Here is a 25,654-nt window from a genome sequence, read left to right as displayed (position 1 = left end):
GTGTGAACAACTGCGGTCCGGAGCAACCGGCACAGTATGTTCATGGAGGTCGTGAAACCGGCTGAGCGGGAACGTTTTCCGGATTTCCCGGATGCCGGGGTCGCGCGGCGTATGTTGGTAGTGATCATGTTCGGCCACGGGTGTGAGGGTGATGGTGGATGTTGGATTACGGTCTGGATCTGTCCGAAGTGAAGCGCGATATCGCCCTGCCCGACCTGGTGGCCGAGGGCGATGAACTGGACACGCTGGTCTCGGCGCAGGACGACTGGACCGTGCCGACACCGGCGGCAGGGTGGACGACTGCCCACCAGATCGCTCACCTCGCCGTAGCGGATGCGAACGTCGTCATCGCCATCCGGACGCCGGAGGCGTTCGACGATGTGCTGAAGCACGCGGAGGCCGCGGGCAGCCGATCCGCCGATCTCGATGCCGACGCGGGCGCCGCGAAACCGCGCGCGGTACTGCTGGACGAATGGCGTGCCGGGCGCGCCGAGGTCGCGGCCGCGCTACGCGATGTGCCACTGGACCAGAGCTTTCCGTGGTTCGGCTCGGAATTGACCGCGACCCTGATGGTGCCGCTACGGCTGATGGAGACCTGGGCGCACGGGCAGGACGTTTTCGACGCGCTGGGTGTTCCGCACCCACCGACCGGCCGGCTCCGCCATGTGGCCGCGCTCGGCGTCGTCGGCCGCGAACTGTCGTTCTACGCCGCCCAATTGCCCACTCCGGCAGAGCCTTTCCGCGTCGAGCTGAAGGGCCCCGACGGCGACACCTGGGCGTGGGGCCCGGAAGATGCCGTGCAACGAGTCCAGGGCAGCGCCTTCGACTTCTGCCTACGAGTCACCCACCGCCGCCCCCTGGCCGAGACCGACCTCACGGCGATCGGCGCGGACGCCCGGAAGTGGCTGGAGATCGCCCGCGTCTTCCTCTGACGCGACTGTGCATGCGAAACGCCGGTGTGTCCGCGAATGATCGATTGTGCCCGCGGCATGCCGGACACTGGTTTCTCGATATCTGGTGGAGGCGCTCATGGCGGGCTGGCGGACGATACTCGGGGTCGTGGGGGCGATGTTCCTCTGCCTGGCTTCCGCGCCGACCGCGCCGCGCGCCGCAGCGGCCGACCCGGACCGCGAACAATTCACCAATCCCGTCCTGGCCGCCGGGGCCGACCCCAGCATCACCTTCTACCAGGGCCGATTCCACCTGGTACAGGGCGACTTCTACAACGACGACAATATCGTCATCCGCAATTCCGACACGCTCGGCGGATTGCAGAACGCCGAACCACACGTGGTCTGGCAACATCCGGCGTGCCCGGCGCCGGCCTGCACCAAGATCTGGGCGCCCGAACTGCAGCGCATCGGCGACCGCTGGTGGATCTACTTCGCGGGCCAGCAGAACGACGACCCCACGACGCATCGGATCTACGCGCTGCAATCGGTGGGTGACGACCCCGCCGGACCCTACGACTTCCTGGGCGAAGTCAACCTGCCCCGCACCGTGGCCATCGACGGCGTCTACCTGACGTACCGGAATCAGGGCTACTTCCTGTGGTCCTGCCTGAAGCCGGAAGACGGCCGCGTACAACAGATCTGCGCGGTCCACATGTCGGACCCGATGACGGCCGTCGGTGACACCGTCGCGATCTCGACCCCGACCGCCGCCTGGGAAACCGTCCCCAACAATGCGGGCCTGCTCATCAACGAAGCGCCCCAGCCGATCTACGCCCCCGACGGCACCCTGTACGTAACCTTCTCCGCCAACGCCAGTTTCGACGACAGCTACCGCCTCGGCCTGCTACGCCTGACCCCCGGCGGCGATCCCATGGACCCGGCGGCCTGGACCAAATCCGGCGGCCCCATCCTCCCTGGCGGCCCGCACTCGATAGCCCCGGGCCACAACGGCTTCTTCACCATCGACGGCCAGCCGTGGATCACCTACCACGCCCGCCTGGACCCCGGCACCGGCTGGGCCGGCCGCAGTATCCGCGTGCAGCCCATGTCCTTCGGCCCCGACAACCGTCCTCAACTCGGCGCGGCCCTCGACCCCGACGTCACAGTCATCGTCGGCGACAATCGGCCACCGACTACTCCGGCCCCCGGCCGCCAACCGGCAGCCGCGGTTCCGGCACGCTGATCGCGTCGATCGGCTGCTCGCAGCATAGGAAGCGGGGTATCACTGCGGGTGTGTCCTCGATGAGCGGTAGTGCGAGTGCTTTCGGGCAGTGGACCGAGATCGACGGGCTCCCGGCCTTCCGATCCGTCCCGGTCGGCGACACCTGGGATCCGATCACCGATCCACCGACGACGCGGCGCTGGATCCACGTCGGCAATCGGCGCATCACCCTGGTGGCCGACACCGAAGGACGGTCGGGGCTGTGGGACGAATTCACCGGCTGCGATTGGCTTGTCGAACCTCGGCCTCGCGGTACCGGGGTCGCGACCGTCACTTGCGGCGACGGCGTGGTGACCAGTGATGGCGCCGCGCCGCTCTTCGGGCCGACCTTCGCTCGCACGTGCGCTGATGGGGCCGGGGCTCGGCTGGAACGCACGGTGCTGTGCCCGGAGGGTGAACAGCCGTGGGTGCTGATCCGGGTGGATGTCACCAACACCGCCGCGAACCCGCGGGCCTACACCGTGGCCGAGGACTGGGAAGTGCGTTCCCACCGTGTGAATCTCGAACTCGGGCCACCGCCGGAACACGTGCCGGGTGGGCATCGGACGATACTGCTCGAAGCCCTCGGCGGCGATCGTGTCCAAGGCAGTGAGGGGCTGCTGACAGTCAGCAGAGAACTGGACGTGCCCGCGGGGGAGACCCGGACCGTCTGGTTTCGCTGTGGACTGGATGACGGTGTGCCCGTGCCGGACCCGGCCGGACTCTACCGCGACAGCCTCGCCGGTCTGCGTGAGCGGCTGCCATCGGCCACCGCCGAACAGGCTCCGGAGGCCGGTGAAATCGCCTGGCATGCGGCCCTGTTGAGTGGCGGCGCGTGCGCTGACGGCGTGTACGGCGGGCACACGCTCAATCAGGGCTCGGTGTATGCATTTCGCCTCGGATCCAACTGCGCTGCGCGTGATCCGCTGCAGCACGCGCTTCCGCTCGTCTACACCGAACCCGACCTTGCGCTGTCGGTACTGCGGAACGTCTGCGCCTGGGCTACACCCGACGGCGATCTGCCGTACGGGCTGGACGGGGACAAGAAGCCGTGGACTTCGGTGTTCCGGCCCTCCGATCAGAATCTGTGGGCCCTGTGGCTCGCCGCCGAATACGCGGCCGCCACCGGAGATCTGGGGGCTTTCGCGGAGCCGCTCGGCCAAGGCACGCTGGCGGAGAACCTGCGCCGGCAGTTCCGGTTCTTCGTCGACGTGGTCGGCGTCGGTGAGAACGGGCATGTGCGCATTCTCAATGCCGACTGGAACGATCTGGTGCTCAGCGAGATCGGCGTCGAATGGTCGGTGATGGTGGAACACGGTGAATCCGTGCTGAATTCGGCCATGGCGGCCTGGGTGCTGCCGGTCTACGCCGGACTGTGCGAGCGGCTCGGCGACGAGGAAACCGCCGGAGAGGTACGAGAACTCGGTGAGACGCTGCGCCGCCGGGTCGCCTCGGAGTGGAACGGCCACTGGTTCCGGCGGGCCTACGGACCTGGGCGGGTATGTGTCGGCGACGAGGATCTGTGGCTGGAAGTGCAGCCCTGGGCCATCCTGTGCGGCGCCGCGACCGCGGCACAGTCGCGTGCGCTGCTGTCGACCATCGATCGCCTGTGCCGCAAGGGATCTCCGCTCGGCGCCCGGGTTCGCGGCGCGGAGGGCACACTCGACATCGGGATGGGCGACGCGATCTGGTATTCGATCAATATGACGCTGATCTGGGCCGCGGCCCGGCTCGACCCCGAACTCGCCTGGGACGAATGGCGGCGGATGACACTCGCCGCCCATCAGCGCGCCTACCCGGAGATCTGGGGTGGCACCCTGTCGGGGCCCGACGCGTATCTCAGCCCGGAATCCGAACGTCCCGGCGAGACCTGGGCCCTGGCCGGCCTCGGACTGGCCATGCAGGCCTATCCGGTCGCCAACCTGCACAGCCACTCTCAGCCATTACTGGCGTACCTGCGGTTGCTGGGCGTGGCGCCCACCGCCGGCGGGACGCTCACCATCGGCGCGCCGTCCGGGCGCGGCGCGAGCTTCGACAGTCGGGTGCTGCGCGTGCGGCCCGACGGAACGGGAGAAACACTGTGAGGCAAGCGATGTGGACCGCCGCGGCAGTGGTCGCCGGGGTGCTCTGCGCGCCCGGGGCCGCGCAGGCGCAGCCCACCGGGAATCCGGTGCTGATCGTGCACGGCTGGACCGCCGGGGGAGCATTTCCGCTCGCCCCGAACTGGGCCGACGCGTTGCGCACCGCGCTCGAGAACGACGGGCATCCGGTCTATGTCGTCGATCTGCCCGGCGAGCTGAACATCCCCAACGCACAAGCGATCTCGCAGACCGCACAGCGCGCCGCGGCGGAACACGACGGGGCGAAGGTCGACGTGATCGGGCATAGCATGGGCGGGCTGTCGTCGCGCTGGTTCCTGAAGTTCCTCGGCGGTACCGAGACGACAGCGCACTACGTGTCCATCGGGACCGGCCAGTACGGCTGGGCGCCCACCTGCATCCTGCCCGCCACGCTGGGCGGCGAGATGTGCCCGGCGAGCCCGTTTCTCACGGCCCTCGACCACGGCGACGACACGCCCGGCGACGTCTCGTACACGACGCTGCGTACCCTCGCGGACGATTCCAGCGGATCGCACACCGCGACGGATGATCGTCCGCTGCAAGGGCATTCCTGCATCGACACCGGGATCGACGGTGGCCCGCACGCGGATGAACCGTCGAATCCCGTCGTCATTGCCGCGGTGCTCGAGGCGCTGCACGACCACTGCCCGGGACAGGTGGTGGACGAGCCGATCACCCGATGACCGGAGACTCCCGGTCAGCGGCCGCCGCTCGGGTGGTGAAGGAAGGTGGCGCGGTACTCCTTGGGCGTCACTCCGACTATCCGGCGGAAGTGATGCCGTAGCAGCGGACCGGTGCCCATACCTGTTGCGCGAGCAATCTGTTCGACGTCCAGGCTGGAGTCTTCGAGCAGGTGCTGGGCGTGGCGGATGCGCTGAAGAGTGAGCCAGCGGTGCGGAGTGGTACCGGTCTCGGCGGTGAAGCGGCGCAGCAGGGTACGGGTCGACATGCTGGCGCGGCGGGCCAATTCGGCCGAAGTGTGTTCCACCGTCAGGTCATCGAGGATCTCGGCGAGGACCGGTTGCAGGCTCGCGTCGGCGGTTTCGGGGACCGGGCGATCGATGAACTGGCGTTGACCGCCCTCCCGGTGCGGGGCCACGACCATGCGGCGGGCGATCAGATTTGCTGCGGCCGAGCCTATTTCGCGGCGGACCAAGTGCAGGCAGGCATCGATGCCCGCGGCGGTGCCCGCACTGGTGATGATCGATCCATCGTCGACGAACAGAACGTCCGGATCGAGGTCTGCGCGCGGGAACGTGCGGCGGAAGTCGTCGGCATAGCGCCAGTGGGTGGTGCACTTCCGGTCGTCGAGCAGACCAGCGGCGCCCAGCAGGTAGGCGCCGCTGCAGACTGACAGCAGGGTCGTGCCCCGCTCCGATGCGGCACGCAGCGCATCGAGTACGGCTGGTGAATAGTCGCCGCGGACCGCGGCCGCCGGGACGACCACCAGGTCGGCGTCGGCGAGACCCGTCAATCCCACGGCCGGGACGACGGCGAAACCTTGTGCGCAGTACAGGGGTTCGCCGGGATGTTCGCCGCAGACCCGGAAGTCGAAGGCGGGACCGCCTTCCCCGGTGCGGTCCACGCCGAACACCTCGCAGACCACGCCCAGTTCGAACGGCGTGAAGTCCTCGACCACGATGGCGGCGATCGTGTGCAGCATGGCACCACGCTATGCGCGGGGCCCGCGAACAGGGGTTTCCGCCACGCTATTGCGCCACGACGGCGGTGCCCTCGCGGTGGTAGAGCTTGGCCACGATCATCCAGAGGCCGTCGATCAGCAGCAGGTTCAGGTAGTCGACCATGATGTTGTCGTTGAGCCGCAGTCGCACCTTGGCGACCGCCATCTCCGGTGAGAGCGCGTCGATCCGGAGCACGGTGTCCTCGCGGGGCGATCCGTTCTGTTCGGGTGAACGCCGGGCCCGCATGAGTTCCCGGTACTCCTCGCGCGGTCGCACCACGATGAGCCCGTCCTGCGCGGAGTAGAGCACCGCCGAGGGGTGGAACACGCGGTCGAACAGGCTCATGTCCTGGGTGTAGAGCAGGTCGAAGTAGTCCTGCAGCAGTTCGTCGATCCCGGCAGTGGTGGCTTTCGCGCTGATGCTGGTCATTGCTGATCTCCTCGCTGGTCGTCGATGCTCCAGCGATTCTTCAGCAACCACAAGGGCCCGCACCAGCAGTGAAAACGCCGTTCACTGACAAGAAAACGCCAGGGTGATGGCGGGAAGCAGGCCGCGTAACCGGCGGCGAAGAGCCCAGGGCGGGAACCGGAATGGCCGAACCGGTCGTGCGACTGTCCATGCGTCTCGGGACTAAGGCTTCGGGTTCCGGTGGCGGGCTGCGGGCTTGCGGGACGCCCACCAGGCCTTGATCTGCGCCCAGCGGGTGGCGCGGGCCGGCCAGAACTCCTGCACGCTCGCATTGAACTCGGCGCCGAGAATGATGGCGAAGCCCAGGAAGAACGTGAACAACAGGAAGGCGATCGGCGTGGCCAGCGCGCCGTAGCTGATCCCGGTCTGCGTGACCCAGGCCAGGTAGCGGCGCAGGCCCGTACTCGCGGCCATGAAGAACACGCCCGCCACCAGTGCGCCGCCGAACAGGCGATGCCAGGGCAGGGTGCGATGCAGGGCCAGCTTGTAGAGGAAGGTCAGGCCGACGATGAGGATCAGGCCGGTGGCCGGGTAGTAGAAGGCGTCGATGAGCCGCAGTCCGGGTTCGCGCCAGCCGTGTGGCAGGACGCGGCCGACGATCGTCGGGCCCAGCGCGATCAGCGGCAGCAGCAGCACCGCCACGATCAGGAACCCCACATAGAGCAGCAGCGCGAAGGTGCGCTGCCACACCGGATGCCGGGCGGCGGCCTGCCCGTGCGCGGCGGTGATGGCGTCCACGAAGGTGGCCATGGCCGAGGAGCCGGCCCACAGCGACAGCACGAACCCGACCGAGACCACGCCGCCGTGGCCGCGCTTGAGCACGTCGTTGACGGTCGGGGCGACCAGATCATCGACGACGCTGGAGCTGAAGGCCCGGCGCGCGAAGTTGATGATCTTGGATTGCACGATATTGATGGTGTTCGGCCCGAACCAGTGCCCGACATAGCCGAGGCTGCCGAGCAGTCCCAGCAGCAGCGGGGCCAGCGACAGGGTCTGCCAGAAGGCGGCGGCCGCGGACTTGGTGAAAATCGAATCGTCCCAAGCCTTTGCGGCCACGTGCACCACGAGCTGCCAGATCCGGCGCAGCCGGGTGGCGGCGAGCACGGTGGCCGGCGGAGTGTCAGGCGGCGTCTCGGGTACCGGTTCGAACTGGATGGTCGGTTCTTCGTCGGCCGGAGTGTCCGGCATTGGTGCGAACCGGATGGTCGGTCGGTCGTCGGGCCAGTCGTCCGGAAGATCGGTGAATGGGGAATGCGGAACCCCGGAAGGCCGGGCATCGGTCGCCCCGGCGGGTCGGGCCTTCGGCACTGCGGTCCCGTCCGACACGGAGTCGTCGGCGTGTCGCGAAGGATCGTCGTGCTCGTTCATCGTGGCTACAGCATCGCTCACCTGCGTCGGGAATGTGGACGGACGCGCGATGTGTCGTGCGGCACTCCAAGGGGCTGTGTCGGATTGGAAGAGTGTCGGTCCGGGTGGCTAATCTCTACCGAGTGACTTCGGGTGGTGGCGGTTCTTTACGTGCATGGCAGCGCAGGGCTCTCACCAAGTATCTGACGACCAGGCCACGCGATTTTCTGGCTGTCGCCACTCCGGGTGCGGGTAAGACGACCTTCGCGTTGCGGCTGGCGGCTGAGCTGCTCAACGACCGGACTGTGGATCAGTTGACGGTCGTCGCGCCGACGGAACATCTCAAGCATCAGTGGGCGGCCTCGGCGCAGCGGCTCGGGATCCAGCTGGACTCCAACTTCTCCAACTCCACGGGATCCACCTCGTCGGACTATCACGGCGTGGTGGTCACCTATGCGCAGGTGGCGTCGCATCCGTTCAAGCATCGGGTGCGCACCGAGAACCGGCGCACGCTGGTGATCATGGACGAGGTCCATCACGCCGGCGATGCCAAGAGCTGGGGTGAGGCGGTCGAGGAGGCCTTCGGCGACGCCACTCGGCGGCTCGCGCTGACCGGTACCCCGTTTCGCAGTGACGATTCCAAGATCCCGTTCATCACCTACGCGGTCGACGAATCCGGGTTCGAGAAGTCCAAGGCCGATCACACATACGGGTATTCGGAGGCGCTGGCCGACGGCGTCGTGCGGCCGGTGGTCTTCCTCGCCTACTCCGGTGAGGCGCATTGGCGCGACAGCGCGGGCGACGAGTACTCCGCGCGGCTGGGCGAACCGCTCAATGCCGAGCAGACCGCGCGCGCCTGGCGGACCGCGCTGGACCCGGCCGGTGACTGGATGTCGAAGGTGCTGACCGCGGCCGATACCCGGCTGCGGCAGTTGCGGGCCACCGGTATGCCCGACGCGGGCGGCCTGGTCATCGCCACCGACCAGGACAAGGCGCGCGATTACGCCGAACTGCTGGAACATATTTCGGGCAGCAAGCCGACCGTCGTGCTCTCCGACGATCCGTCCTCCTCGGACCGGATCGGAGAGTTCAGCAATAACACCAATCCGTGGATGGTCGCGGTGCGCATGGTGTCCGAGGGCGTCGACGTGCCGCGCCTGGCGGTCGGCGTGTACGCCACCAGCGCTTCCACGCCGCTCTACTTCGCGCAGGCAATCGGTCGTTTCGTGCGTGCCCGCAAGACCGGTGAGACCGCCAGCGTGTTCCTGCCCTCGGTGCCCGTGCTGCTGGATCTGGCCGCGCAGCTGGAAGTTCAGCGCGACCACGTCATCGGTAAGCCGCACCGCGAGAAGAACGAACTCGACGACGAACTCCTCACCGACGCCAACCGGCAGAAGGACGAGCCCGGCGAGGAAGAGAAGAAGTTCATCGCCCTGGCCGCCGACGCCGAACTCGATCAGGTCATCTACGACGGCGACTCCTTCGGCACCGCAACCTTCTCCGGTTCCGACGAGGAAGCCGACTACCTCGGTATCCCCGGCCTCCTCGACGCCGACCAGATGCGCGCCCTGCTGCGCGAACGCCAGGCCAAACAGATCCAGGACCGCAGCGCCGAGGCCGCCCGCCCCCCGGGCCCCAGCGTCGAGGCCGCCGCCGAACGCGCCGCCACCGCCGACAAACTCGGCGAACTCCGCCGCGAACTCAACAGCCTCGTCGCCATGCACAACCACCGCACCGGCAAACCTCACGGCGTCATCCACGGCGAGCTACGCCGCGAATGCGGCGGCCCCCCAACCGCCCTCGCCACCGCCGAACAACTCACCGAACGAATCGCCGCCCTCCGCCGCCTCTAGATCCCGCGGCCCCGCGGTGAGCGCTAGGCGATCTCCAGCGAGAGCTCGACGGGTTTGCCGGGGGCTAGACCCTCGGCGGTGCGGACCGACTTCTTCACGGGGAGAACGTAGGTCGCGCGGGACTTGTCCGGGAAGATGGAGGTGGCCCAGCGGGTGGCACCCACCGTGACCTTGACGCGGACCGAGCCGAAGCCGGCCGCCTTGTGACCGTGGAAGGCGTCGATATCGTCGGCGACGGCTTCGGGGAGGCTCACGAAGTACCAGGAGGCCTGGGATTCCCATTCCCAGAGCTCCGCGGTGAAGGCGTATTCGGATTCGGCCATGCCCCGACGGTAGCGGGTGGGTGTGACAGGTTCAGCGGGCGAAATAGCGGCCGGGGGAGAGGCCGACCTCGCGGTGGAAGGCCGCCACATAGGCGCTGGGAGTGGCATAGCCGACACGGGCGGCGATCCGGGAGATGGGGAGGCCGGACGCCAGGAACGGGAGGGAGGCGGCCAGGCGCAGCTGGGTTCGCCAGTGGCCGAAGGTGATTCCGGTGCCGGCGCGGAAGGCGCGGGCCAGGGTGCGGGGCGCGATCGCGGCCGCGGCGGCGAACTGCTCCAGCGTGCGCGGATCGGCGGGGTCGGTCAGCAGCAGCTCGGCCACCAGGCGGGCGCGCGGGTCCTCGGGCACGCGGGCGCCGAGCGGGACGATGTCGACGGGCTCCAGCAGGTCGAACACCACCGCCTCCGCGCGCTGCCGCTGCGGCGCGGTCGGATGGTGCCGGGTCAGGTGGTCGAAGAGCTCGTGCAGCAGCGGGGACACCCGCAGCATGGTGGGCGCCGGGAAGTCGACCGGCGTACGCACGGGATCCAGGAAGATCCCGCTGAACACCGCCCCCTCGGTGGTGCCGGTGCGATGCCGGACGCGAGGCGGAATTCACTGCGCGCGGGTGGGCGGCAGCACCCAGCGGCCGTCACCGATCGCGATGGTCATCACACCCTGTGCGGCCCAGGCGATCTGGTGCTGCGGATGCTCGTGCTCCTCGAACCAGTGGCCGGCGGGCAGCGGCGCCGCGCCGAACACCATGGCCGTGGGGCCGAGCGGTGCGGCCAGCACCAGGCTTTGACCGTCTCGCGACATAGTCTGTCACCGTAGTCCCTAGTGGTCAGCGATGTCGCGGCTTAGCGTTCTGACCATGGGGATGAACTTCTTGCACCAGCTGTGCTGCCGCTCCGCCTACCGGGAGCGTCACAGCGCGACCAACATCGTGCCGTGGTCGCTCGAGGGCCTCGACCTCGGCGACAACACCCTCGAGGTCGGACCCGGTTACGGCGCGAACGTGACCGCACTGCGCGCCCGCACGGCCACGCTGACCGGACTCGAGATCGATCCGGAACTCGCCGCCCGCCTACGCGAGAAACGCGCCGGCCAGCTGCGCGTCATCGACGGCGACGGCACCGCAATGCCCATGAGCGACAGCGAGTTCAGCACGGTCGTCTGCTTCACCATGCTGCATCACGTGCCCACGCCCGAGCAGCAGGACGGCCTGTTCGCCGAGGCGTTCCGCGTCCTGCGCCCCGGCGGCACGTTCGCGGGCAGCGACGGCATCGACAGCCTGCCCTTCCGGCTCATGCATCTGGGCGACACCTACAACCCGGTTCCGCCCGCCACTTTGACGGCCCGCCTCGCCCGCGCCGGCTTCACCGATATCGCGGTCGAGACCGGCACGGGCATCTTCCGATTCGAAGCCCACCGCCCGGCGAGCTAGCGCGCGAGCCCGAAAAAGCTTGCGGGATCCAGGGTGTCGAGCGGCGTCCAGCGCGTCTCGGGGCTCCCGGCCTCGGCCTCGCCGGCCGACGCCGCCCGATCGATACTCCGATAACCCTGTAGATCCAGTGCGAGCCACGGAGTTTCATCGACCTTGCGGGCAAGCGCATAGCAAGTGACGAGCATATGCAGGCACCGCTGATTACGCGCCGGGCACGAGCAATCCGCACTCACCAGCCGCGGGGCCAGCGAAACGCCCGCATCCACGATCGCCGCATGCAACTCGTCGCCGAGCCCGATGGCGTCACCGGGAACCAGCGCACCGATCGTGTCGATCGCCGCCCGGCTCAACGGCGCGAACTCCAGATACGTCACCGATGCCGAGGCCCCGCGATGTATGGCCGCCCGCACCGTGACCCCTTCGATCTCCAACTGCACACCGCCGGTGCGGGCAATGCTCCGCGCGCGCGGCAGCATCGGCTCGGGTTTGCTCATGCTGAGCGGCTCGGCCAGCCGGACCCAGTTCTTGCCCCAGGCGGTGTAGCCGAAGTCATTGTCGGGCATGTCAGTTGCCTCGCTTCCGGCGCAGCAGTTCCAGCAGGTGCTCGTCGTCCAAACGCGCCAGGTCGGCGACACCGGCGGCATCGCTGAGGTCGGTGAGCGCGGACTTGCGGTCGTGCATGCCGGCGATGTGCTCCTCGATGGTGGTGCCGGAGGTCAGCGTGGTCACGGTGACGGTGCGCGTCTGCCCGATCCGGTGCGCGCGATCGGAAGCCTGCGCCTCGACCGCCGGATTCCACCAGCGGTCGAAATGAATGACATCGGCCGCGCGGGTGAGCGTGAGCCCCGTTCCCGCCGCCCGCAAGCTCAGCACGAGAATCGGTGGGCCGCCGGGTGCTTGGAAGCTGTTCACGATATCGGCCCGCGCCTCCTGGTTCAGCCCGCCGTGGAAGAACGGCACCGTCACACCGAACTGCTCGGCGCAATGCCGCACCAGCAGGTCCCCGGTCTTGCGGTACTGCGTGAACACCAGTGTCGGCGCATCGTTCTCCAGGTTGCCGGCCAGGATGTCGGTGCAGACGTCGAATTTGCCGGAGCGGCCCGCCAGTTCGCCCAGCTCGCCGGTGATCAGGCCGGGATGGTTGCACACCTGCTTGAGTTCGGTGAGCACCGCCAGCACCCGCGTGTGCCGTTGTGCGCCGCTGCCGAAGCCCGCCTCCTCGGCGCGGTTCAGCAGCTGGTCGTAGAGCCGCTCCTGCTCGGTGGTGAGATCGCAGATCAGGTCACTGTGGATCTTGGGCGGCAGCGTCGCGGCCACCTGAGACTTGCGGCGCGCCAGCACGATCGGCTCCAGGGCGTCCCGCAGCCGCACCACCGCCTCGGCCGAGCCTTCGCTGATGGGCCGCACGAACCGCCGCCGGAACTGCGCCTTGTGCGTGAACGCCTGCGGCACGACCAGGTTCAGCAGCGCCCACAATTCGTCGAGATGGTTCTCCACCGGTGTGCCGGTGAGCGCGATGCGGGCCGCGGCATCGAGGCCGCGCGCCGCCTTGGACACCTGGGTACGCGGATTCTTGAGCACCTGCGCCTCGTCGAAAACGACGCTCGCCCAGCGTTGCCCGGTCAATGCGGGCCCGTGCCCGCGCAAGGTCGGATAGCCGGTGACGAGGACCGTTCCGGCCGTCGTATCGCCGGGCAATTGCCCGCCACGCCAGGCGAGCGGCCGCAGTCCCGGCGCGAAGCGTTCGATCTCGTGCACCCAGTTGCTGACCAGTGAGGTCGGGCACACCACCAGTTGCGGTCCGTCGCTTGCCTTTCCGAGCAGGGCTCCGATGGCCTGCACGGTCTTGCCCAGGCCCATCTCGTCGGCGAGGACCGCGCCGCCGTGCGCGGCCGCCGTCTCACGCAACCAGGTGATGCCCCGGGACTGGTAGGGCCGCAGCTCGGCCTTCAGGCTGGAACGCAGCTCGGCGGTCAGCGCGACCGTGTCCTGCAGGGTGCGCAGTGCGCGGGCCGCGGAGACGACGGCGGTCCCGCTCGGGTTGGGTGCGGCGTGCGCTGCGGGCGGCAGCAGGGCGGCCTGGAGCTCGTTCTCCAGCGCTGTCCGCCACAGGTGCACCGAGGGGCCCGGATCGGGGATATCGAGGGCGAGCAGCCGTTCCGGTTCCACCAGTGCGCATTCCACGTCGGCGACGGTCACGCCACCGGCGGCCGGCACGGCCAGGGGGAGGGTTTCGCGGACGCCGCAGTCGCGCGGCGCGGGTCCGGGTTCGTGTCCGGTCCAGGTCCAGAGTCCGAACATATGTCGATCGGGCAGGTAGGTGGCATGAACGGGGGTCGGCACCCGTCCTTTGTACGCGGGTGTAACGGCTACTCGCACATGGATTGTGGCGTGCGCCACATTTGTTGCGCTCGCCCAGGTCAGTACGTCTCCGGGCCGCGAACCCGGCCCCGGAGACAACGCAACGGGCGACCGTGTGGTCGCCCGTTGTGGGTTTTTCTGTTGGGAAGATTCACTTGTTCGAGCGGGCTCCCCGGGGGCTGTGGATCCAGTTCCCCGAGGTGGAGGAGCTGTTACAGCGCCGGCGCCGACTCCGTGTCGATCACGGCTTCGAGTGCACGGAGACGGTCCATGTGCTCGTTGGCGTGATGCTGGCAGAAGAGCAACTCTCCACCGGCGGGAAGGGTCGCGCGCACGCGCGCGGCTGCCCCGCAGCGGTCACAACGGTCGACCGCGGTCAGTGGGGTGCTTGTCAGGGTTCCTGGCATGACTCCTCCAATCCTGGCTCCGGGCGCTCGCGGCGCCGTTCGCCTGGTGTGGGGGTCCGCGGACCATTCCGCGAACCTCGCTACCGCTACTTCCCAGCAGTGGTTGATGACTACTCTGTCAGACGTTCGGGGCGAGGTCTTTGTTCCCGCGGAGTTTCCATTGTGTTTTCGCTAACACGACCTGGGATTTCGCTGAAAGCGAACAGGCCCGGCACAGTGGCCGCGGAGTCGTCGAACGCTCCTCCCGTACACGCTGATCGAATTGTCTACCGGGAGACTACCCGGCAGCGCCGACACCCACACTTCGATTGGATAACCGTCCGGCAAAGGGCAGCAAGCTCACAGCCATGCCGGGTCGAGGTCGGCGGTGGTGCGGTCGCGGGAATCCAGCAGCTCGAACTGTGGAGTGGTGCGGGGCAATTCCCATCGGAAGAAGTAGCGGGCGGCCGCGCGCTTGCCCAGTCCGAAGGCGTCGCCGCGGGCGGCGAGCGGGGTCGCGGCGAGCGCGAGCTGCAACCAGATCCACGCCATGATCACATGCCCGAACGCCTCCAGATAGACCGCTGAATTGGCCAGTGCGGCCTCGGGATCGCCGTCCCGCCACAGACCGGCGGTGGTGGCGGCCAAGCGGTTCAGCGTGGCTTCCAGGGCGCCGGCGAAGTCGATCAGTTCTGTATCACCGGAGGCGCGTGCGGCGATGAGAGTAATAGCAATCGTCTCTGAGAGAGTCGCAAGTGCCGCACCGTCGTCCAGCGTCACCTGCCGGCCGAGCAGGTCCAGACTCTGGATGCCGTGCGTGCCCTCGTGGATCGGGTTGAGGCGATTGTCGCGATAGTGCTGCTCGACGTCGTAGTCGCGGGTGTAGCCGGCGCCGCCGTGTACCTGGATGGCCAAATCGTTGGCCGTCAGGCACCACTGGCTCGGCCAGCTCTTGGCGATCGGGGTCAGGATGCGCAGCAGGGTCGCCGCGCGGGTGCGGTCGGATTCGGTTGCGGCCGTGCGCTGTTCGTCGACCAGGCGGCCGCAGTAGAGCTGCAGGGCCAGCGCGCCCTCGGCGTAGGACTTCTGGGCCAGCAGCATCCGGCGGACATCGGGATGCTCGACGATATCGACCTGTGCGCCGCCGCGCGTGCCGATCGGACGGCCCTGCGGGCGGTTGCGCGCGTAGTCCAGAGCCTTCAGGTAACCCGTGTAACCGAGCGCGGTCGCGGCCAGGCCGACGCCGATCCTGGCTTCGTTCATCATCGTGAACATCTGCGCCATACCGTGATTCGGCTCACCGACCAGATAGCCGATCGCGCCGGCCGCGCCGCCGGGCCTGAAGTTGCCGTCGCCGAAAACCGGTGCGGTATTGACGGTTCCGCGCCAGCCCATCTTGTGGTTGATGCCCGCGAGCACCACATCGTTGCGCTCGCCGGGCTTGCCGTCGGCATCCGGCAGGAACTTGGGCACGATGAACAGCGAAATGCCCCGTGTCCCTTCGGGTGCGCCCGGAATGCGGGCCAGCACCAGGTGGACGATGTTCTCCGAAAGATCATGGTCGCCACCGGAAATCCACATCTTGCGGCCGAAGATCCGGTAGCCGCCGTCCTCCTGCGGGACGGCGCGGGTGGTGATGTCGGCGAGACTGGAACCGGCCTGCGGCTCGGACAGCGCCATGGTGCCGAAGTTGCGGCCGTCCAGCATGGGGCGCACGAAACGGTCGATCTGCTCCGGGCTGCCGTGTGCGGCAAGCAGATTGGCATTGCCGACGGTGAGCATGGCGTAGGCGGTGGTGCCCACGTTGGCGGCGTGGAACCAGGACATGCAGGCGGTGTGCACGACGTGCGGGAGCTGCATGCCGCCGATCTCGTAATCCATTGCCGCGCCCACCATTCCGGCGTCGGCGAAGGCGCGCAGGGCCTTGCCGACAGCGGGGACGATGTGCACGCGCTCGCCGTCGAAGGTGGGCTCGTGCAGATCGCTCTCGCGATTGTGCGGGGCGAAGTAGGTGGTGGCCAGGTCCTGGCAGAGCCGCAGGACCTGATCGAAGGTCTCGCGGGAGTGGTCGCTGAAGCGGTCCCGTTCGGTCAGGGACGCCACGTCCAGCCAGTCGTAGAGCAGGAACTCGATATCACGGGCGGACATGATCACGGACGGGTTCATGGTTCCTCTGGGACGGTCGGGTACGTGGGTGCGTACCTGCCGGTCTACCAGATCGGGAATACCCGACTCTCCACACTCTCAGGGGCAACCCCTGAAACCCCGATGGAGCGGGCCGTGGTCAGTAGCGGACGGCGGCGCGGCCGCGGTGCAAGCGGCCGAAGTGGCCGGGGGATTGGCCCTTCCAGGAGCGGAAGGCCGAGGCGAAGGCGGACACGCTGGCGTAGCCGAGGCGGTCGGCGGCCTGTTCGACGGTGAGGCCGGCGATGAGCAGTTCTTCGGCGAGCATGCCGACGGTTTCCAGGCTGAGCTCGCGGAAGGTGGTGCCCTCCTCGGCGAGGCGGCGGCGCAGGGTGCGGACGCTGACGTCGAGGTCGGAGGCGATGCGGGTCTGATCGGCGGAGCCGCCGTGGCGGATGAGCAGCTGGCGGACGCGGCCGCTGAGTCCGCTGCGGCTGTGCCGACTCTCCATGAGGTCGGCGCACTGCTGCTCATAGAACCGGGCGGTCGACATATTCGATTGGGGTAGTGGGGTTTGCAGCGTGCTCGCCTGAAAGCTGATGCGGGATTGCGGCATCGAGAAAGCCACATCCTCCACCCCGAAGACCGCGCCGAACATCTCGTAGATCGGATGCGCGTCGACATACAGCTCCACGCGCACCGCGGGCAGGCGGATGGAGATCAGATCCTGCTGGATGGTCTGGATCGCCGCGAGATCGCGCTCTAGCGCGAAACGCCGGATGTCGTCCGGTAGCGCGCTGTCGTCGCGCACCACCCACACCTCCGGACCGCGATCGTCCACATAGTGCCGGGCCGCGCTGAACGACAGATCCGCGTAGCGCAGCGCAATATCCATGGCGTGGCGCAGAGTTGAGCTGCTCATGAGCGCGAAACCGAGTACGCCCAGGGTCGGAGGATGGCAGAGCATGCCCGCCAGCAAGCCCATGCCCGGTTCGTCGTCGACGCCCTTCACCACATTGCGCATGACCGAGAACTCCTGGGCCATGGTGATTTCCGTGGACGGATCCCGCAGATCGGATTCCCGCAGGCCGGTGTCCCGCAGAACGGAGCCGAGCGGCAGGCCGCGACCCAGTGCGAAGTCCGCCAGCAGCGCAGTGCTGGTGATGGAACGCAGTTGCGCCAACTCTTCCGTCACTCAGGCAGTCTCGCAAACAATCGGCGTTCGCGAGGCGTTACCGGCCGGTAAGTTGCCTGGCTGAGGCCCATATTCGCCGATTCCTGGCCCAACGCAAGCTGGTCGGCCGAAACCCTCAGCCATACGGTGAGATTCATGCGCAGCGCGCAATACACACAGACCCAGGTGCCGGATGCCGGAAAGGTCCGCCCGCCGATGCTCACCGTGATCGCACCCGCCGACGGCCGCGTGGTCGACACCATCCCCACGGACACCCCCGAACAGGTGCGTGCCACCGTCGAACGACTGCGCGACCACAGCGAATTATGGCGTTCGCTGGGTGTTGTCGGGCGCATCCACTGGCTGACGACGTTCCGAAACTGGTTGCTGGACAACCGGGATGAGGTCACCGCGTTGCTGGCACTGGAGACCGGCAAACCCGAGTCGGAGGCCGAGACCGAATTCGATCTCGCCGTCGACGCCGTCGACCACTACCGCACCCAGGGCGCCGAATTCCTGGGCGGCCGCCACCCGCAGGTCTCGCTGCGCCCGTCCGCCGCCATGCAACTCGCCGTCACCCAGCACGCGTGCTCGGTGGTCGGGGTGATCGGGCCGTGGACATATCCGCTGGCGCTGGCCGTATTCGACGCGATCCCCGCGCTCGTCGCCGGGGCGGCCGTGATCGTGAAGCCGTCCTCGGAGACGCCGCTGACCATGCGGGCGCTGGCCGCCGGCTGGGCAAAGATCGGCGCCCCAGCGGTTTTCGAGACCGTCGCCGGGCACGACGCCGGCCCCGCCGTCCTCGACACTGTCGACTATGTCCGGTTCACCGGCAGCGTCGACACCGGCAAGGTGGTGGCGCTGCGCGCCGCCGGCCGGCTGATCCCGTGCTGCCTCGATCTCGGCGGCAAATCCGCGGCCGTCGTGCTCGCCGACGCCGATCTGGATCAGGCGGCCGCGTGCATCGCCCTCGGCGGACTGGCGAACAGCGGGCAAAGCTGCCGCAGCATCGAGCGCGTCTACGTCGAAACCTCCGTCTACGACGCGTTTCTGGAGAAACTCGCCGCCGAGGCCGCCGCCTTCGGCCCCCTCATCGACGACGAGATCGGCACCGGCGTCATGACCTCCGCCGCCCAGGCCGAACACGTCCGCACCCAGCTCGGCGACGCCCTCATCGCCGGCGCCACCCTCCGCTGCGGCGGCTCCGGCACCGGCCACACCATCCCCCCGACGGTGCTGGCCGACGTGGAACCCACCATGTCCATCCTCACCCACCAGACCCTCGGCCCCATCCTCCCCGTCGTGCGGGTGGCCGACGCGGGCGAAGCGTTCGACCTCACGCTGCGGCCACCCGCAGGGCCCTGCGTGAGCATCTGGACGTCCGACGCCTCCGTCGGCCCCCGCGCCTCGACCCGCCTGGCCCCCGCCCAGGTGACCGTCAACGACATCACCCCCCACATCTCCCACCCCACCGCCTACTGACCGCCGCGCGTCCTAGAGTGTCCGGGTGGGTACTGGAGCTGGGATGACGCCGGATCGGTTGTTGCACATCTGTAGTCGTGACGAGTGGGATGCGGCCCGGGGAGCGGGGGAGTACCGGGCGCCCTCACTCGACGAGGTGGGGTTCATCCACCTCTCCGCGCCTTATCAGGCGCATCTACCGGCCAACCGATTGTTCGGGGGCAGGCGGGATCTCGTGCTGCTGTGGCTGGATCCCGAACGGCTGGGCGCGCCCGTGAAATGGGAGCCCGGAGTGCCCACCGATCCGGAGTCGATGCGGTTCCCGCATCTGTACGGGCCGCTGCCGCTCGCGGCCGTGGTGGAGGTGACCGAGTTCCTGCCGGGGGATAACGGAGAATTCGCGCCGATCACCGATCTGTGAGGTAGATCGCGGGGAATCGGACACTCTGCCCTAATCTGGACGGCGTGAACGTCGACGTGACAGCGCTGCCAGGAATCGGTGTACGCAAGGACTTCGAGGTGCGTTCGGGGCGCCGGATCGGTGTGGTGACACACCGGGACGGCGGGATCGACCTGATCGTGTCGCAGCTCGACGACCCCGATGCCTGCCAGGCGCAAGTGCCACTGACCACCGACGAAGCCGCCGTGCTCGCCAATTTGCTGGGCGCCCCGCAATTGGTCGAGCGGCTCAAGGAAGAACACTCCGACCTACCCGGGATCACCACCCGCCAGCTCGCCGTGAGCGGCGACTCGCCCTACCGCGGCCGCATGCTCGGCGAAACCGGCATGCGCACCCGAACCAAGGCCTCCATCGTCGCGGTCATGCGCGCCGGACAGCTGCACCCCTCGCCCGGACCGGACTTCGTCCTGGACTCGGGGGACCTGCTGGTAGTGGTCGGCACCCCGCACGGGCTCGACGCCGCCGCTCGCATCCTCGTCGACGGTTGAGCGCGTGGACTCGAGCAGCCTAGCCCTGGTCGAACTCGGCGCGATCTTGTTCGTGCTAGGCCTGCTGGGCCGGTTGGCCGGCCGAGTCGGCATGTCCCCTATTCCGCTGTACCTGCTCGGCGGGCTCGCCTTCGGTGAAGGCGGGATATTCGAAATGCGGGCGGCCACCGAATTCGGTCACCTGGCCGGCGAGATCGGCGTCGTACTCCTGCTGCTTCTGCTCGGATTGGAGTACACCGCAGCCGAATTGGTGACCGGACTTCGAAGATCCTGGCTGGCCGGCATCGTCGACATCGTCGCGAACGCGACGCCCGGCGCGGTGGTGGCCTTGATGCTGGGGTGGGGAGCGGTCGGCGCCGTCGTCATGGGCGGCGTCACCTACATCTCCTCCTCCGGCATCGTCGCGAAGGTGCTCAACGACCTCGGGCGACTCGGTAACCGCGAGACGCCGGTCATCCTGTCGGTCCTGGTGTTCGAAGACCTGGCCATGGCGGTCTACCTGCCCATCCTCACCATGATGCTGGCCGGCGTCGGTTTCATGAGCGGCCTGCGGTCGCTCGCCATCGCCCTCATCGCCATCACCGTGGTGCTCGTGGTGGCGCTGCGCTACGGCCGCTACGTGTCCAAGATCGTGGACAGTCACGATCCGGAAGTATTCCTGCTCGCGCTGCTCGGCGCGGCGCTGCTGGTCGCCGGTCTCGCCTCGGCGCTGAAGGTGTCGGCGGCCGTCGGGGCGTTCCTGCTGGGCATCGCCATCTCCGACTCCACCGCGCACGAGGCCACGAAATTGCTGGAACCGCTGCGAGATCTGTTCGCGGCCATATTCTTCGTGGCCTTCGGGCTCAGTATCGATCCCACGGCCATCCCGCCGGTGCTGGGCTGGGCCATCGCATTGGCGCTGATCACCGCCCTCACCAAGATCGGCACCGGCTGGTGGGCGGCGAAACGGCAAGGGATACGCCGGATGGGCCGGGCCCGCGCCGGCGCGGCGCTGGTGGCGCGCGGGGAGTTCTCGATAGTCATTGCGGGACTGGCGGTTTCGGTGGGCGGCGTACCCGCCCGGCTGGCCGCCCTCGCCTCCGCCTACGTGCTATTGATGGCGGTGATCGGCCCGATCGCCGCCCGCCTGGTCGAGCCCGCCGTCCGCCTGCTCCAGCGCGACCTGCGCCGCCGCCCCGACCCCGACCCCGTCGCCGGCTGAGGTGCCGGTGGCCGCCGATCCGTCGGCGGCCACCGCGACATCCTCGGGCGCCGGCACCTCCGCAGGCGCCGATCCATTGCGGGGCGCGGAGGAATCGGCAGGTATCGACACCTTCGCGGACGCGGCCTTGCCCGTCCGATCGGCCTTGGCCGCCGCTCGCGCCCGCACCGCCACCCGGCGATGCGACAACGCCACCGCGATCGCGCCGACCGTGAAACCGATCAGCACCGCGAAGAAGTGGCCGTAATCGGTGAACGTGCGGCCCTTCCACACGCCCCGCGCGTACCAGACCAGCAGCCCGGCCGCCCACAGATAGCGCGGCCACCCGCGCAATCGGAAGGTCAGCACCGCCAGCATGGCCGAAATCCCGTAGCTGGGGCCGACATCCGAGGTGAAGGCCACCTTCGTCGGAATCAGATGCCGGTCCAGCTTGTGCGCGATACCGAGCACCGTGATGAGCGTCGCGCCCACATGCCCGATCGCCACCGCCAGAATCCAGCGCAACGACCCCAGCCAGTACTCGGCCAGCGCCATCACCGTGATCAGAATGAGGATGTCCCCCCACGGGAACCCGGCACTGTCCGTCCAGAACGCGGACGCGACCAGCACCTGGATCGGTTCCTTCTGCATATTCCGCAGATTCGTCGACGCCGACAGGATCAGGCGCTTGCCGACGATATTGCTGGCCCCACGCAACGTCCACCAGGTGACGAAGAGCGTGAACGCGTACGCGATCGACGCCGGCGCCGCCGCCAGCAGATCGCGGTACGCCTGGACCGCACGGCCCACACGGTTCGGTTGCTGCAACCAGCCGCCCAGACCCCGGAGTTCGCCGACCAGGTCGACGGTGCGGAGCCAAGGTGGCTGGTAGATACCCGTTGCCATCGGATGGAGTCCGTTCTCCTGTGCGCTGAGGGAGGCCCGTCATCGGAACCGGCGGACCCAGGGGAGCGTCTTCGCCATGGTAACCGGAGGTCACGGGCGATCAGGCGCTTGCGCGCGCCCGATTCGGCGGCTCGCACGGCGTAACGCGGATTAATGCGCCGGGAAACCGGTGGTTACATCGCAGCAATACGCGCCCGGAGGATCGGAACGATCACCGGCCCGCGCCGCAAAGGACTTTCGATGACCGTGTACCACCAGCATCTCGGCGGTGTCACCCACACCTTCGACGGCCTGGTCGACCTGCTCGCCAAGGCCACACCCCGGCGCAGCGGCGATGAACTCGCCGGATGCGCGGCACATTCCGACGCCGAACGAGCCGCCGCGCAGTGGGCGCTGGCCGAGGTGCCGCTCACCGTGTTCCTCGACGACCCCGTGGTTCCGTACGAGACCGACGAGGTCACCCGGCTCATCATCGATACCCATGATCGGCTTGCGTTCCAGGCGATCTCGCACCTCACCGTGGGTGGGCTGCGGGACTGGCTGCTGGCCGTCGCCGCGACCGCCGACGCGCCGGCCACGCTGGCCGCGGTAGCGCGCGGGCTCACACCCGAAATGGTCGCGGCGGTCAGCAAACTCATGCGCAATCAGGATCTGATCGCGGTGGCGAAGGCCACGCAGGTGCTGGTCGGGTTCCGGACCACCATCGGATTGCCCGGTACCCTGCCGACCCGCCTGCAGCCGAACCATCCCACCGACGATCCACGCGGGATCGCCGCGGCCGTACTGGACGGATTACTGCTGGGCTGCGGGGACGCCGTCATCGGCATCAACCCGGCCACCGACTCACCCAAGGCCACAGCGGATCTGCTGTACCTGCTCGACGAGGTGCGGCAGCGGTTCGACATTCCGACGCAATCCTGTGTGCTCTCGCATGTGACCACGACCATCGGATTGATCGAGGCCGGGGCACCGGTGGACCTGATCTTCCAGTCCATCGCGGGCACCGAGGGGGCGAATTCGGGCTTCGGCGTGAACATTTCGCTGCTGCGCGAAGCCGACGCCGCCGGGCGGTCACTGCGCCGCGGCACCGTCGGCACGAATGTCATGTACCTGGAAACCGGTCAGGGGTCGGCGCTTTCGGCGGGAGCGCACCTGGGCACGGGTGGCAGGCCGGTCGATCAGCAGACCTTGGAGGCGCGTGCCTACGCTGTTGCGCGGGATCTGGATCCGCTGCTGGTCAATACCGTTGTGGGGTTCATCGGGCCCGAATATCTCTATGACGGGAAGCAGATCATCCGGGCCGGGCTGGAAGATCACTTCTGCGGCAAGCTGCTGGGTCTGCCCATGGGAGTGGATGTCTGCTACACCAACCACGCCGAAGCGGACCAGGACGATATGGATACGCTGCTGACCTTGCTGGGGGCGGCCGGTTGCTCCTTCGTGATCACCGTGCCCGGCGCCGATGATGTGATGCTGGGTTATCAGAGCCTGGCGTATCACGATGCGCTCTATGCGCGGAAGGTGCTGGGGCTGCGGCCCGCTCCCGAATTCGCCGCCTGGCTCGATCGCCTCGGCATGATGGGGGCGGACGGCCGGGTGCTGCCGGTCGAGCCGTTGTCCTCGCCGTTGCGTGCGCTGACCTCGCGGGGTGCGGCGTGAGAGAGCATTCCCTCACACCGGTGCCGGGTTCCACTGAAGGCGTTGCTGCGCAGCAATTCTGGGATGAGCTGCGGCGCACCACGCAGGCGCGGATCGGCCTCGGGCGGACCGGGGACGCGTTGCCGACCTCGGAGGTGCTGGCATTGCGGGCCGCGCACGCGTCGGCGCGGGATGCGGTGCATTCACCGCTCGATATCTCCGGGTTCGCCACGCGGGTCGCCACAGTGGGGTTGGGTAGTCCGGTTCATGTGCCCAGCCGGGCGGCCGATCGATCCGAGTACCTGCGGCGGCCGGATTTGGGGCGATTGCCTGCGGAATCTGCTGCGCTGGCGGCGGTTCCGCGATCCGGCGCCGATATCGGCTTCGTGCTGTCCGATGGTCTGTCGCCGCGGGCATTGACCGATCACGGTGTACCCATGCTGGCGGCGCTGATCGAGGCGCTGGAGGATCGATACAGCCTGGCGCCGCCGGTCATCGCCACTCAGGCGCGGGTGGCTCTCGGTGACCATATCGGTGCGGCGCTGGGGGTTTCGACCGTGCTGGTCCTGATCGGTGAACGGCCCGGACTGTCCGTGGCTGACAGTCTCGGCATCTACCTGACGCACCTGCCGCGGCCGGGCCGATCGGATTCCGAGCGCAACTGCATCTCCAATATCCATCCGCCGGATGGTCTCGGCTATGCGCGTGCGGCGCAGGTGGCGGCCGGGCTGATCGAAGGTGCGCGCCGGTTGGGGCGCTCGGGCGTGGATGTGAAGGACACTTCGGGCAACAATGCGCTGACCTCGGTCGATCCGGAATTGCCGCGGGCCGTGTGAAACATTGTGGTCGGCCGCGCCGATCGAGCGGGCATACCGGCATCGAAGTGGAGGCCGATCATGTCCCTGGGTATTCGTGTGGTGAGTGCGGCGGTGGGCGGGCTGGCGGTGCTGGGCACGGCAGCCCCGGCGCAAGCGCAGCCCGCCGATGATGTCGGCCCGTCCGCCGTGACTCTCACAGTGGCGAAAGGGGATTCGCTCGACAGCTCCACCGATCAGCGCACTGTACTGCTCGTGTGCGCGCCGGTGCAGGGCGGCACGCATCCGAATCCGGCCGGCGCCTGTGCGGAAATCGCCGCCGCCGGAGGTGATTTCGAGAAGTTGCGCGGCCATCCGGAACGGTTCTGCCCCATGATCTACGAGCCGGTGACCCTCGCCGCCGATGGCGTGTGGAACGGGCAGCAGGTCAACTACCGGCAGACCTTCGCCAACCAGTGCCAGGCCGACAATCGCAGCACGACGGTCTTCCACTTCTGAGCTTGGCTTGCGCTTCCCGAACGGTGGATTTGCCGCGAAGTCCGGCCGTTCGGCCGAGGTCCCGGCGGCGGAATCGGCCGAATGGCCGAGGCCGCGAGGTCTCTCACGCGCATAACGTCGGCGCCGACCGAAAGGAAGGTGTCCATGCGAAAGTCCACTGTCGTCATTCTCGCGGCCCTCGTGGCGGTGCTGACCGGTGCGGGCGTCGTCACGGCGCTCGAGGTGCGCGGCGGCGATCGTCAGCGCGAGCGGGTGACCGCTGTGCTCCGGCAGACACTGCCACCCGGATCGACCATCGCCGGCGTCGATCCGCACGGTCGCCCGTTCCTGCTCGCGGCGCGGCAGGACAGCGTTTCCTCGGCCTACGCCGAGGTGAGCGCGCCGGGTGGGCAGCCGGTGCGCATGTTCCTGCGGGAGATCACGCCGTCGACGCAGAAGATCGGGGGCGCAGCGGGTTTCGTCACACTGTCGCTGCCCGAACCGGTCGCGCCGGTGACCGAACCCGATGGCTCGTCGACCGATCGGGGTCGCTACCGCGACGCGGAGGTGCGCTATACCGCCGGACTGCACGGTGACCTGCTTCAGGTGAGCGCGTCGGACCCGGCCGCGCCCGTGCCGGCGGCGATGCAGGTCGCATTGCTACCCGGGTTGCAGCCGGTCGGAGTCCACGTGACCGATCGCGGAGTGATGGTGGTGCTCGATACGGACAGTCCGCCATGGCGCTGAGGCCTGCCGCGGCGGTCCTGACACCCGCGACCGCGGTGATGTACGCGGGAGTCGGTGATGGTT

The 25,654-nt window shown here is 68.3% G+C and carries 26 protein-coding genes; 14 read left to right on the top strand and 12 right to left on the bottom strand.

What is annotated here, in order from left to right; translation table 11 throughout:
• Positions 1-158 precede the first annotated feature (158 nt).
• Genes ACH438_RS27190 through ACH438_RS27175 form a run of 4 tightly spaced genes read left to right on the top strand, consistent with a single transcriptional unit; the run spans position 159 to position 4,957 of the window.
• A complete protein-coding gene (locus ACH438_RS27190) occupies positions 159-932 on the top strand; it encodes a TIGR03084 family metal-binding protein (protein WP_397010093.1) in 774 nt (257 codons plus the stop codon).
• Between the two features lie 46 nt (positions 933-978).
• Positions 979-2,136, top strand: a complete 1,158-nt coding sequence (locus ACH438_RS27185) for a glycoside hydrolase family 43 protein (RefSeq protein WP_397010091.1) — start codon at positions 979-981, stop codon at positions 2,134-2,136.
• A gap of 59 nt (positions 2,137-2,195) precedes the next feature.
• On the top strand, positions 2,196-4,238 hold the full coding sequence (locus ACH438_RS27180; RefSeq protein ID WP_397010089.1) for a GH36-type glycosyl hydrolase domain-containing protein: 2,043 nt from the start codon (positions 2,196-2,198) through the stop codon (positions 4,236-4,238).
• Positions 4,235-4,957, top strand: a complete 723-nt coding sequence (locus ACH438_RS27175; protein WP_397010087.1) for an esterase/lipase family protein — start codon at positions 4,235-4,237, stop codon at positions 4,955-4,957. Before ACH438_RS27180 ends, ACH438_RS27175 begins: the two co-directional genes overlap by 4 nt.
• Before the next feature lie 14 nt (positions 4,958-4,971).
• Here the strand turns inward: ACH438_RS27175 and ACH438_RS27170 are convergent, their stop codons facing one another.
• The 3 genes from ACH438_RS27170 to ACH438_RS27160 all read right to left on the bottom strand — a co-directional run bounded on the left by ACH438_RS27170 (position 4,972) and on the right by ACH438_RS27160 (position 7,612).
• Positions 4,972-5,937 (bottom strand): GlxA family transcriptional regulator, encoded by a 966-nt coding sequence (locus ACH438_RS27170; RefSeq protein ID WP_397010085.1) that lies wholly within the window; start codon positions 5,935-5,937, stop codon positions 4,972-4,974.
• Positions 5,938-5,983: 46 nt separating this feature from the next.
• Positions 5,984-6,385 carry a nuclear transport factor 2 family protein gene (locus tag ACH438_RS27165; RefSeq protein ID WP_397010083.1) on the bottom strand — a complete coding sequence of 134 codons (402 nt, stop codon included), beginning with the start codon at positions 6,383-6,385 and terminating at the stop codon, positions 5,984-5,986.
• A 201-nt stretch (positions 6,386-6,586) separates the two neighbouring features.
• Complete coding sequence (locus tag ACH438_RS27160; RefSeq protein WP_397010081.1) at positions 6,587-7,612, bottom strand: YihY/virulence factor BrkB family protein; 1,026 nt, start codon at positions 7,610-7,612, stop codon at positions 6,587-6,589.
• Between the two features lie 302 nt (positions 7,613-7,914).
• Here ACH438_RS27160 and ACH438_RS27155 point away from each other — a divergent pair, with 302 nt between their 5' ends.
• Entirely contained in the window at positions 7,915-9,624 is a 1,710-nt protein-coding gene (locus ACH438_RS27155) for a DEAD/DEAH box helicase (RefSeq protein WP_397010079.1), read from the top strand.
• 23 nt (positions 9,625-9,647) lie between these two features.
• Here the strand turns inward: ACH438_RS27155 and ACH438_RS27150 are convergent, their stop codons facing one another.
• The 3 genes from ACH438_RS27150 to ACH438_RS27140 are packed head-to-tail and all read right to left on the bottom strand — an operon-like array spanning position 9,648 to position 10,746.
• Positions 9,648-9,947: a DUF1905 domain-containing protein gene (locus tag ACH438_RS27150; protein WP_397010077.1), complete on the bottom strand. Its 300-nt coding sequence runs from the start codon at positions 9,945-9,947 to the stop codon at positions 9,648-9,650.
• Between the two features lie 31 nt (positions 9,948-9,978).
• Positions 9,979-10,497: a helix-turn-helix domain-containing protein gene (locus ACH438_RS27145; protein ID WP_397010075.1), complete on the bottom strand. Its 519-nt coding sequence runs from the start codon at positions 10,495-10,497 to the stop codon at positions 9,979-9,981.
• A gap of 45 nt (positions 10,498-10,542) precedes the next feature.
• The gene (locus ACH438_RS27140; RefSeq protein WP_397010073.1) at positions 10,543-10,746 is read right to left on the bottom strand and encodes a hypothetical protein; all 204 of its coding nucleotides are present in this window, start codon (positions 10,744-10,746) and stop codon (positions 10,543-10,545) included.
• 55 nt (positions 10,747-10,801) lie between these two features.
• On the opposite strand from ACH438_RS27140, the gene ACH438_RS27135 reads away from it, so the two are divergent.
• Positions 10,802-11,374 carry a class I SAM-dependent methyltransferase gene (locus ACH438_RS27135; protein ID WP_397010071.1) on the top strand — a complete coding sequence of 191 codons (573 nt, stop codon included), beginning with the start codon at positions 10,802-10,804 and terminating at the stop codon, positions 11,372-11,374.
• Here the strand turns inward: ACH438_RS27135 and ACH438_RS27130 are convergent.
• The 5 genes from ACH438_RS27130 to ACH438_RS27110 form a co-directional block, all read right to left on the bottom strand.
• Positions 11,371-11,937, bottom strand: coding sequence for a hypothetical protein (locus ACH438_RS27130; protein ID WP_397010069.1), 567 nt, complete (start codon positions 11,935-11,937; stop codon positions 11,371-11,373). The genes ACH438_RS27135 and ACH438_RS27130 overlap by 4 nt on opposite strands.
• 1 nt (position 11,938) lies before the next feature.
• Entirely contained in the window at positions 11,939-13,675 is a 1,737-nt protein-coding gene (locus ACH438_RS27125; RefSeq protein WP_397010773.1) for a DEAD/DEAH box helicase, read from the bottom strand.
• A 272-nt stretch (positions 13,676-13,947) separates the two neighbouring features.
• The gene (locus ACH438_RS27120; RefSeq protein ID WP_040809921.1) at positions 13,948-14,142 is read right to left on the bottom strand and encodes a hypothetical protein; all 195 of its coding nucleotides are present in this window, start codon (positions 14,140-14,142) and stop codon (positions 13,948-13,950) included.
• 339 nt (positions 14,143-14,481) lie between these two features.
• The gene (locus tag ACH438_RS27115; RefSeq protein WP_397010067.1) at positions 14,482-16,287 is read right to left on the bottom strand and encodes an acyl-CoA dehydrogenase; all 1,806 of its coding nucleotides are present in this window, start codon (positions 16,285-16,287) and stop codon (positions 14,482-14,484) included.
• 118 nt (positions 16,288-16,405) lie between these two features.
• Positions 16,406-17,440: an AraC family transcriptional regulator ligand-binding domain-containing protein gene (locus ACH438_RS27110; protein WP_397010065.1), complete on the bottom strand. Its 1,035-nt coding sequence runs from the start codon at positions 17,438-17,440 to the stop codon at positions 16,406-16,408.
• A 135-nt stretch (positions 17,441-17,575) separates the two neighbouring features.
• Between ACH438_RS27110 and ACH438_RS27105 the strand changes: the two genes are divergently transcribed.
• The 4 genes from ACH438_RS27105 to ACH438_RS27090 are packed head-to-tail and all read left to right on the top strand — an operon-like array spanning position 17,576 to position 21,029.
• Positions 17,576-18,901, top strand: coding sequence for an aldehyde dehydrogenase family protein (locus ACH438_RS27105; RefSeq protein WP_397010063.1), 1,326 nt, complete (start codon positions 17,576-17,578; stop codon positions 18,899-18,901).
• A gap of 43 nt (positions 18,902-18,944) precedes the next feature.
• Entirely contained in the window at positions 18,945-19,301 is a 357-nt protein-coding gene (locus ACH438_RS27100) for a DUF952 domain-containing protein (protein ID WP_397010771.1), read from the top strand.
• Positions 19,302-19,345: 44 nt separating this feature from the next.
• Positions 19,346-19,828, top strand: coding sequence for a cation:proton antiporter regulatory subunit (locus ACH438_RS27095; RefSeq protein ID WP_397010060.1), 483 nt, complete (start codon positions 19,346-19,348; stop codon positions 19,826-19,828).
• Positions 19,829-19,832: 4 nt separating this feature from the next.
• Complete coding sequence (locus ACH438_RS27090; RefSeq protein ID WP_397010058.1) at positions 19,833-21,029, top strand: cation:proton antiporter; 1,197 nt, start codon at positions 19,833-19,835, stop codon at positions 21,027-21,029.
• Here ACH438_RS27090 and ACH438_RS27085 read toward each other — a convergent pair.
• Positions 20,919-21,914 carry a rhomboid-like protein gene (locus ACH438_RS27085; RefSeq protein WP_397010056.1) on the bottom strand — a complete coding sequence of 332 codons (996 nt, stop codon included), beginning with the start codon at positions 21,912-21,914 and terminating at the stop codon, positions 20,919-20,921. The genes ACH438_RS27090 and ACH438_RS27085 overlap by 111 nt on opposite strands.
• Positions 21,915-22,154: 240 nt before the next feature.
• On the opposite strand from ACH438_RS27085, the gene ACH438_RS27080 reads away from it, so the two are divergent.
• From ACH438_RS27080 to ACH438_RS27065, 4 genes are all read left to right on the top strand, one after another.
• A complete protein-coding gene (locus tag ACH438_RS27080) occupies positions 22,155-23,573 on the top strand; it encodes an ethanolamine ammonia-lyase subunit EutB (RefSeq protein WP_397010054.1) in 1,419 nt (472 codons plus the stop codon).
• Positions 23,570-24,388 (top strand): ethanolamine ammonia-lyase subunit EutC, encoded by an 819-nt coding sequence (gene eutC, locus ACH438_RS27075; protein ID WP_397010052.1) that lies wholly within the window; start codon positions 23,570-23,572, stop codon positions 24,386-24,388. Before ACH438_RS27080 ends, eutC begins: the two co-directional genes overlap by 4 nt.
• Before the next feature lie 60 nt (positions 24,389-24,448).
• The gene (locus ACH438_RS27070) at positions 24,449-24,865 is read left to right on the top strand and encodes a subtilase-type protease inhibitor (RefSeq protein ID WP_397010050.1); all 417 of its coding nucleotides are present in this window, start codon (positions 24,449-24,451) and stop codon (positions 24,863-24,865) included.
• Positions 24,866-25,009: 144 nt separating this feature from the next.
• Positions 25,010-25,591 (top strand): hypothetical protein, encoded by a 582-nt coding sequence (locus ACH438_RS27065; RefSeq protein WP_397010048.1) that lies wholly within the window; start codon positions 25,010-25,012, stop codon positions 25,589-25,591.
• The last annotated feature ends 63 nt before the right edge of the window (positions 25,592-25,654 follow it).

The organism is Nocardia sp. NPDC020380 (assembly GCF_044386975.1).
In the GTDB taxonomy this organism is placed as follows: domain Bacteria; phylum Actinomycetota; class Actinomycetes; order Mycobacteriales; family Mycobacteriaceae; genus Nocardia.
This window is presented reverse-complemented; position numbering and strand designations above follow the sequence as displayed.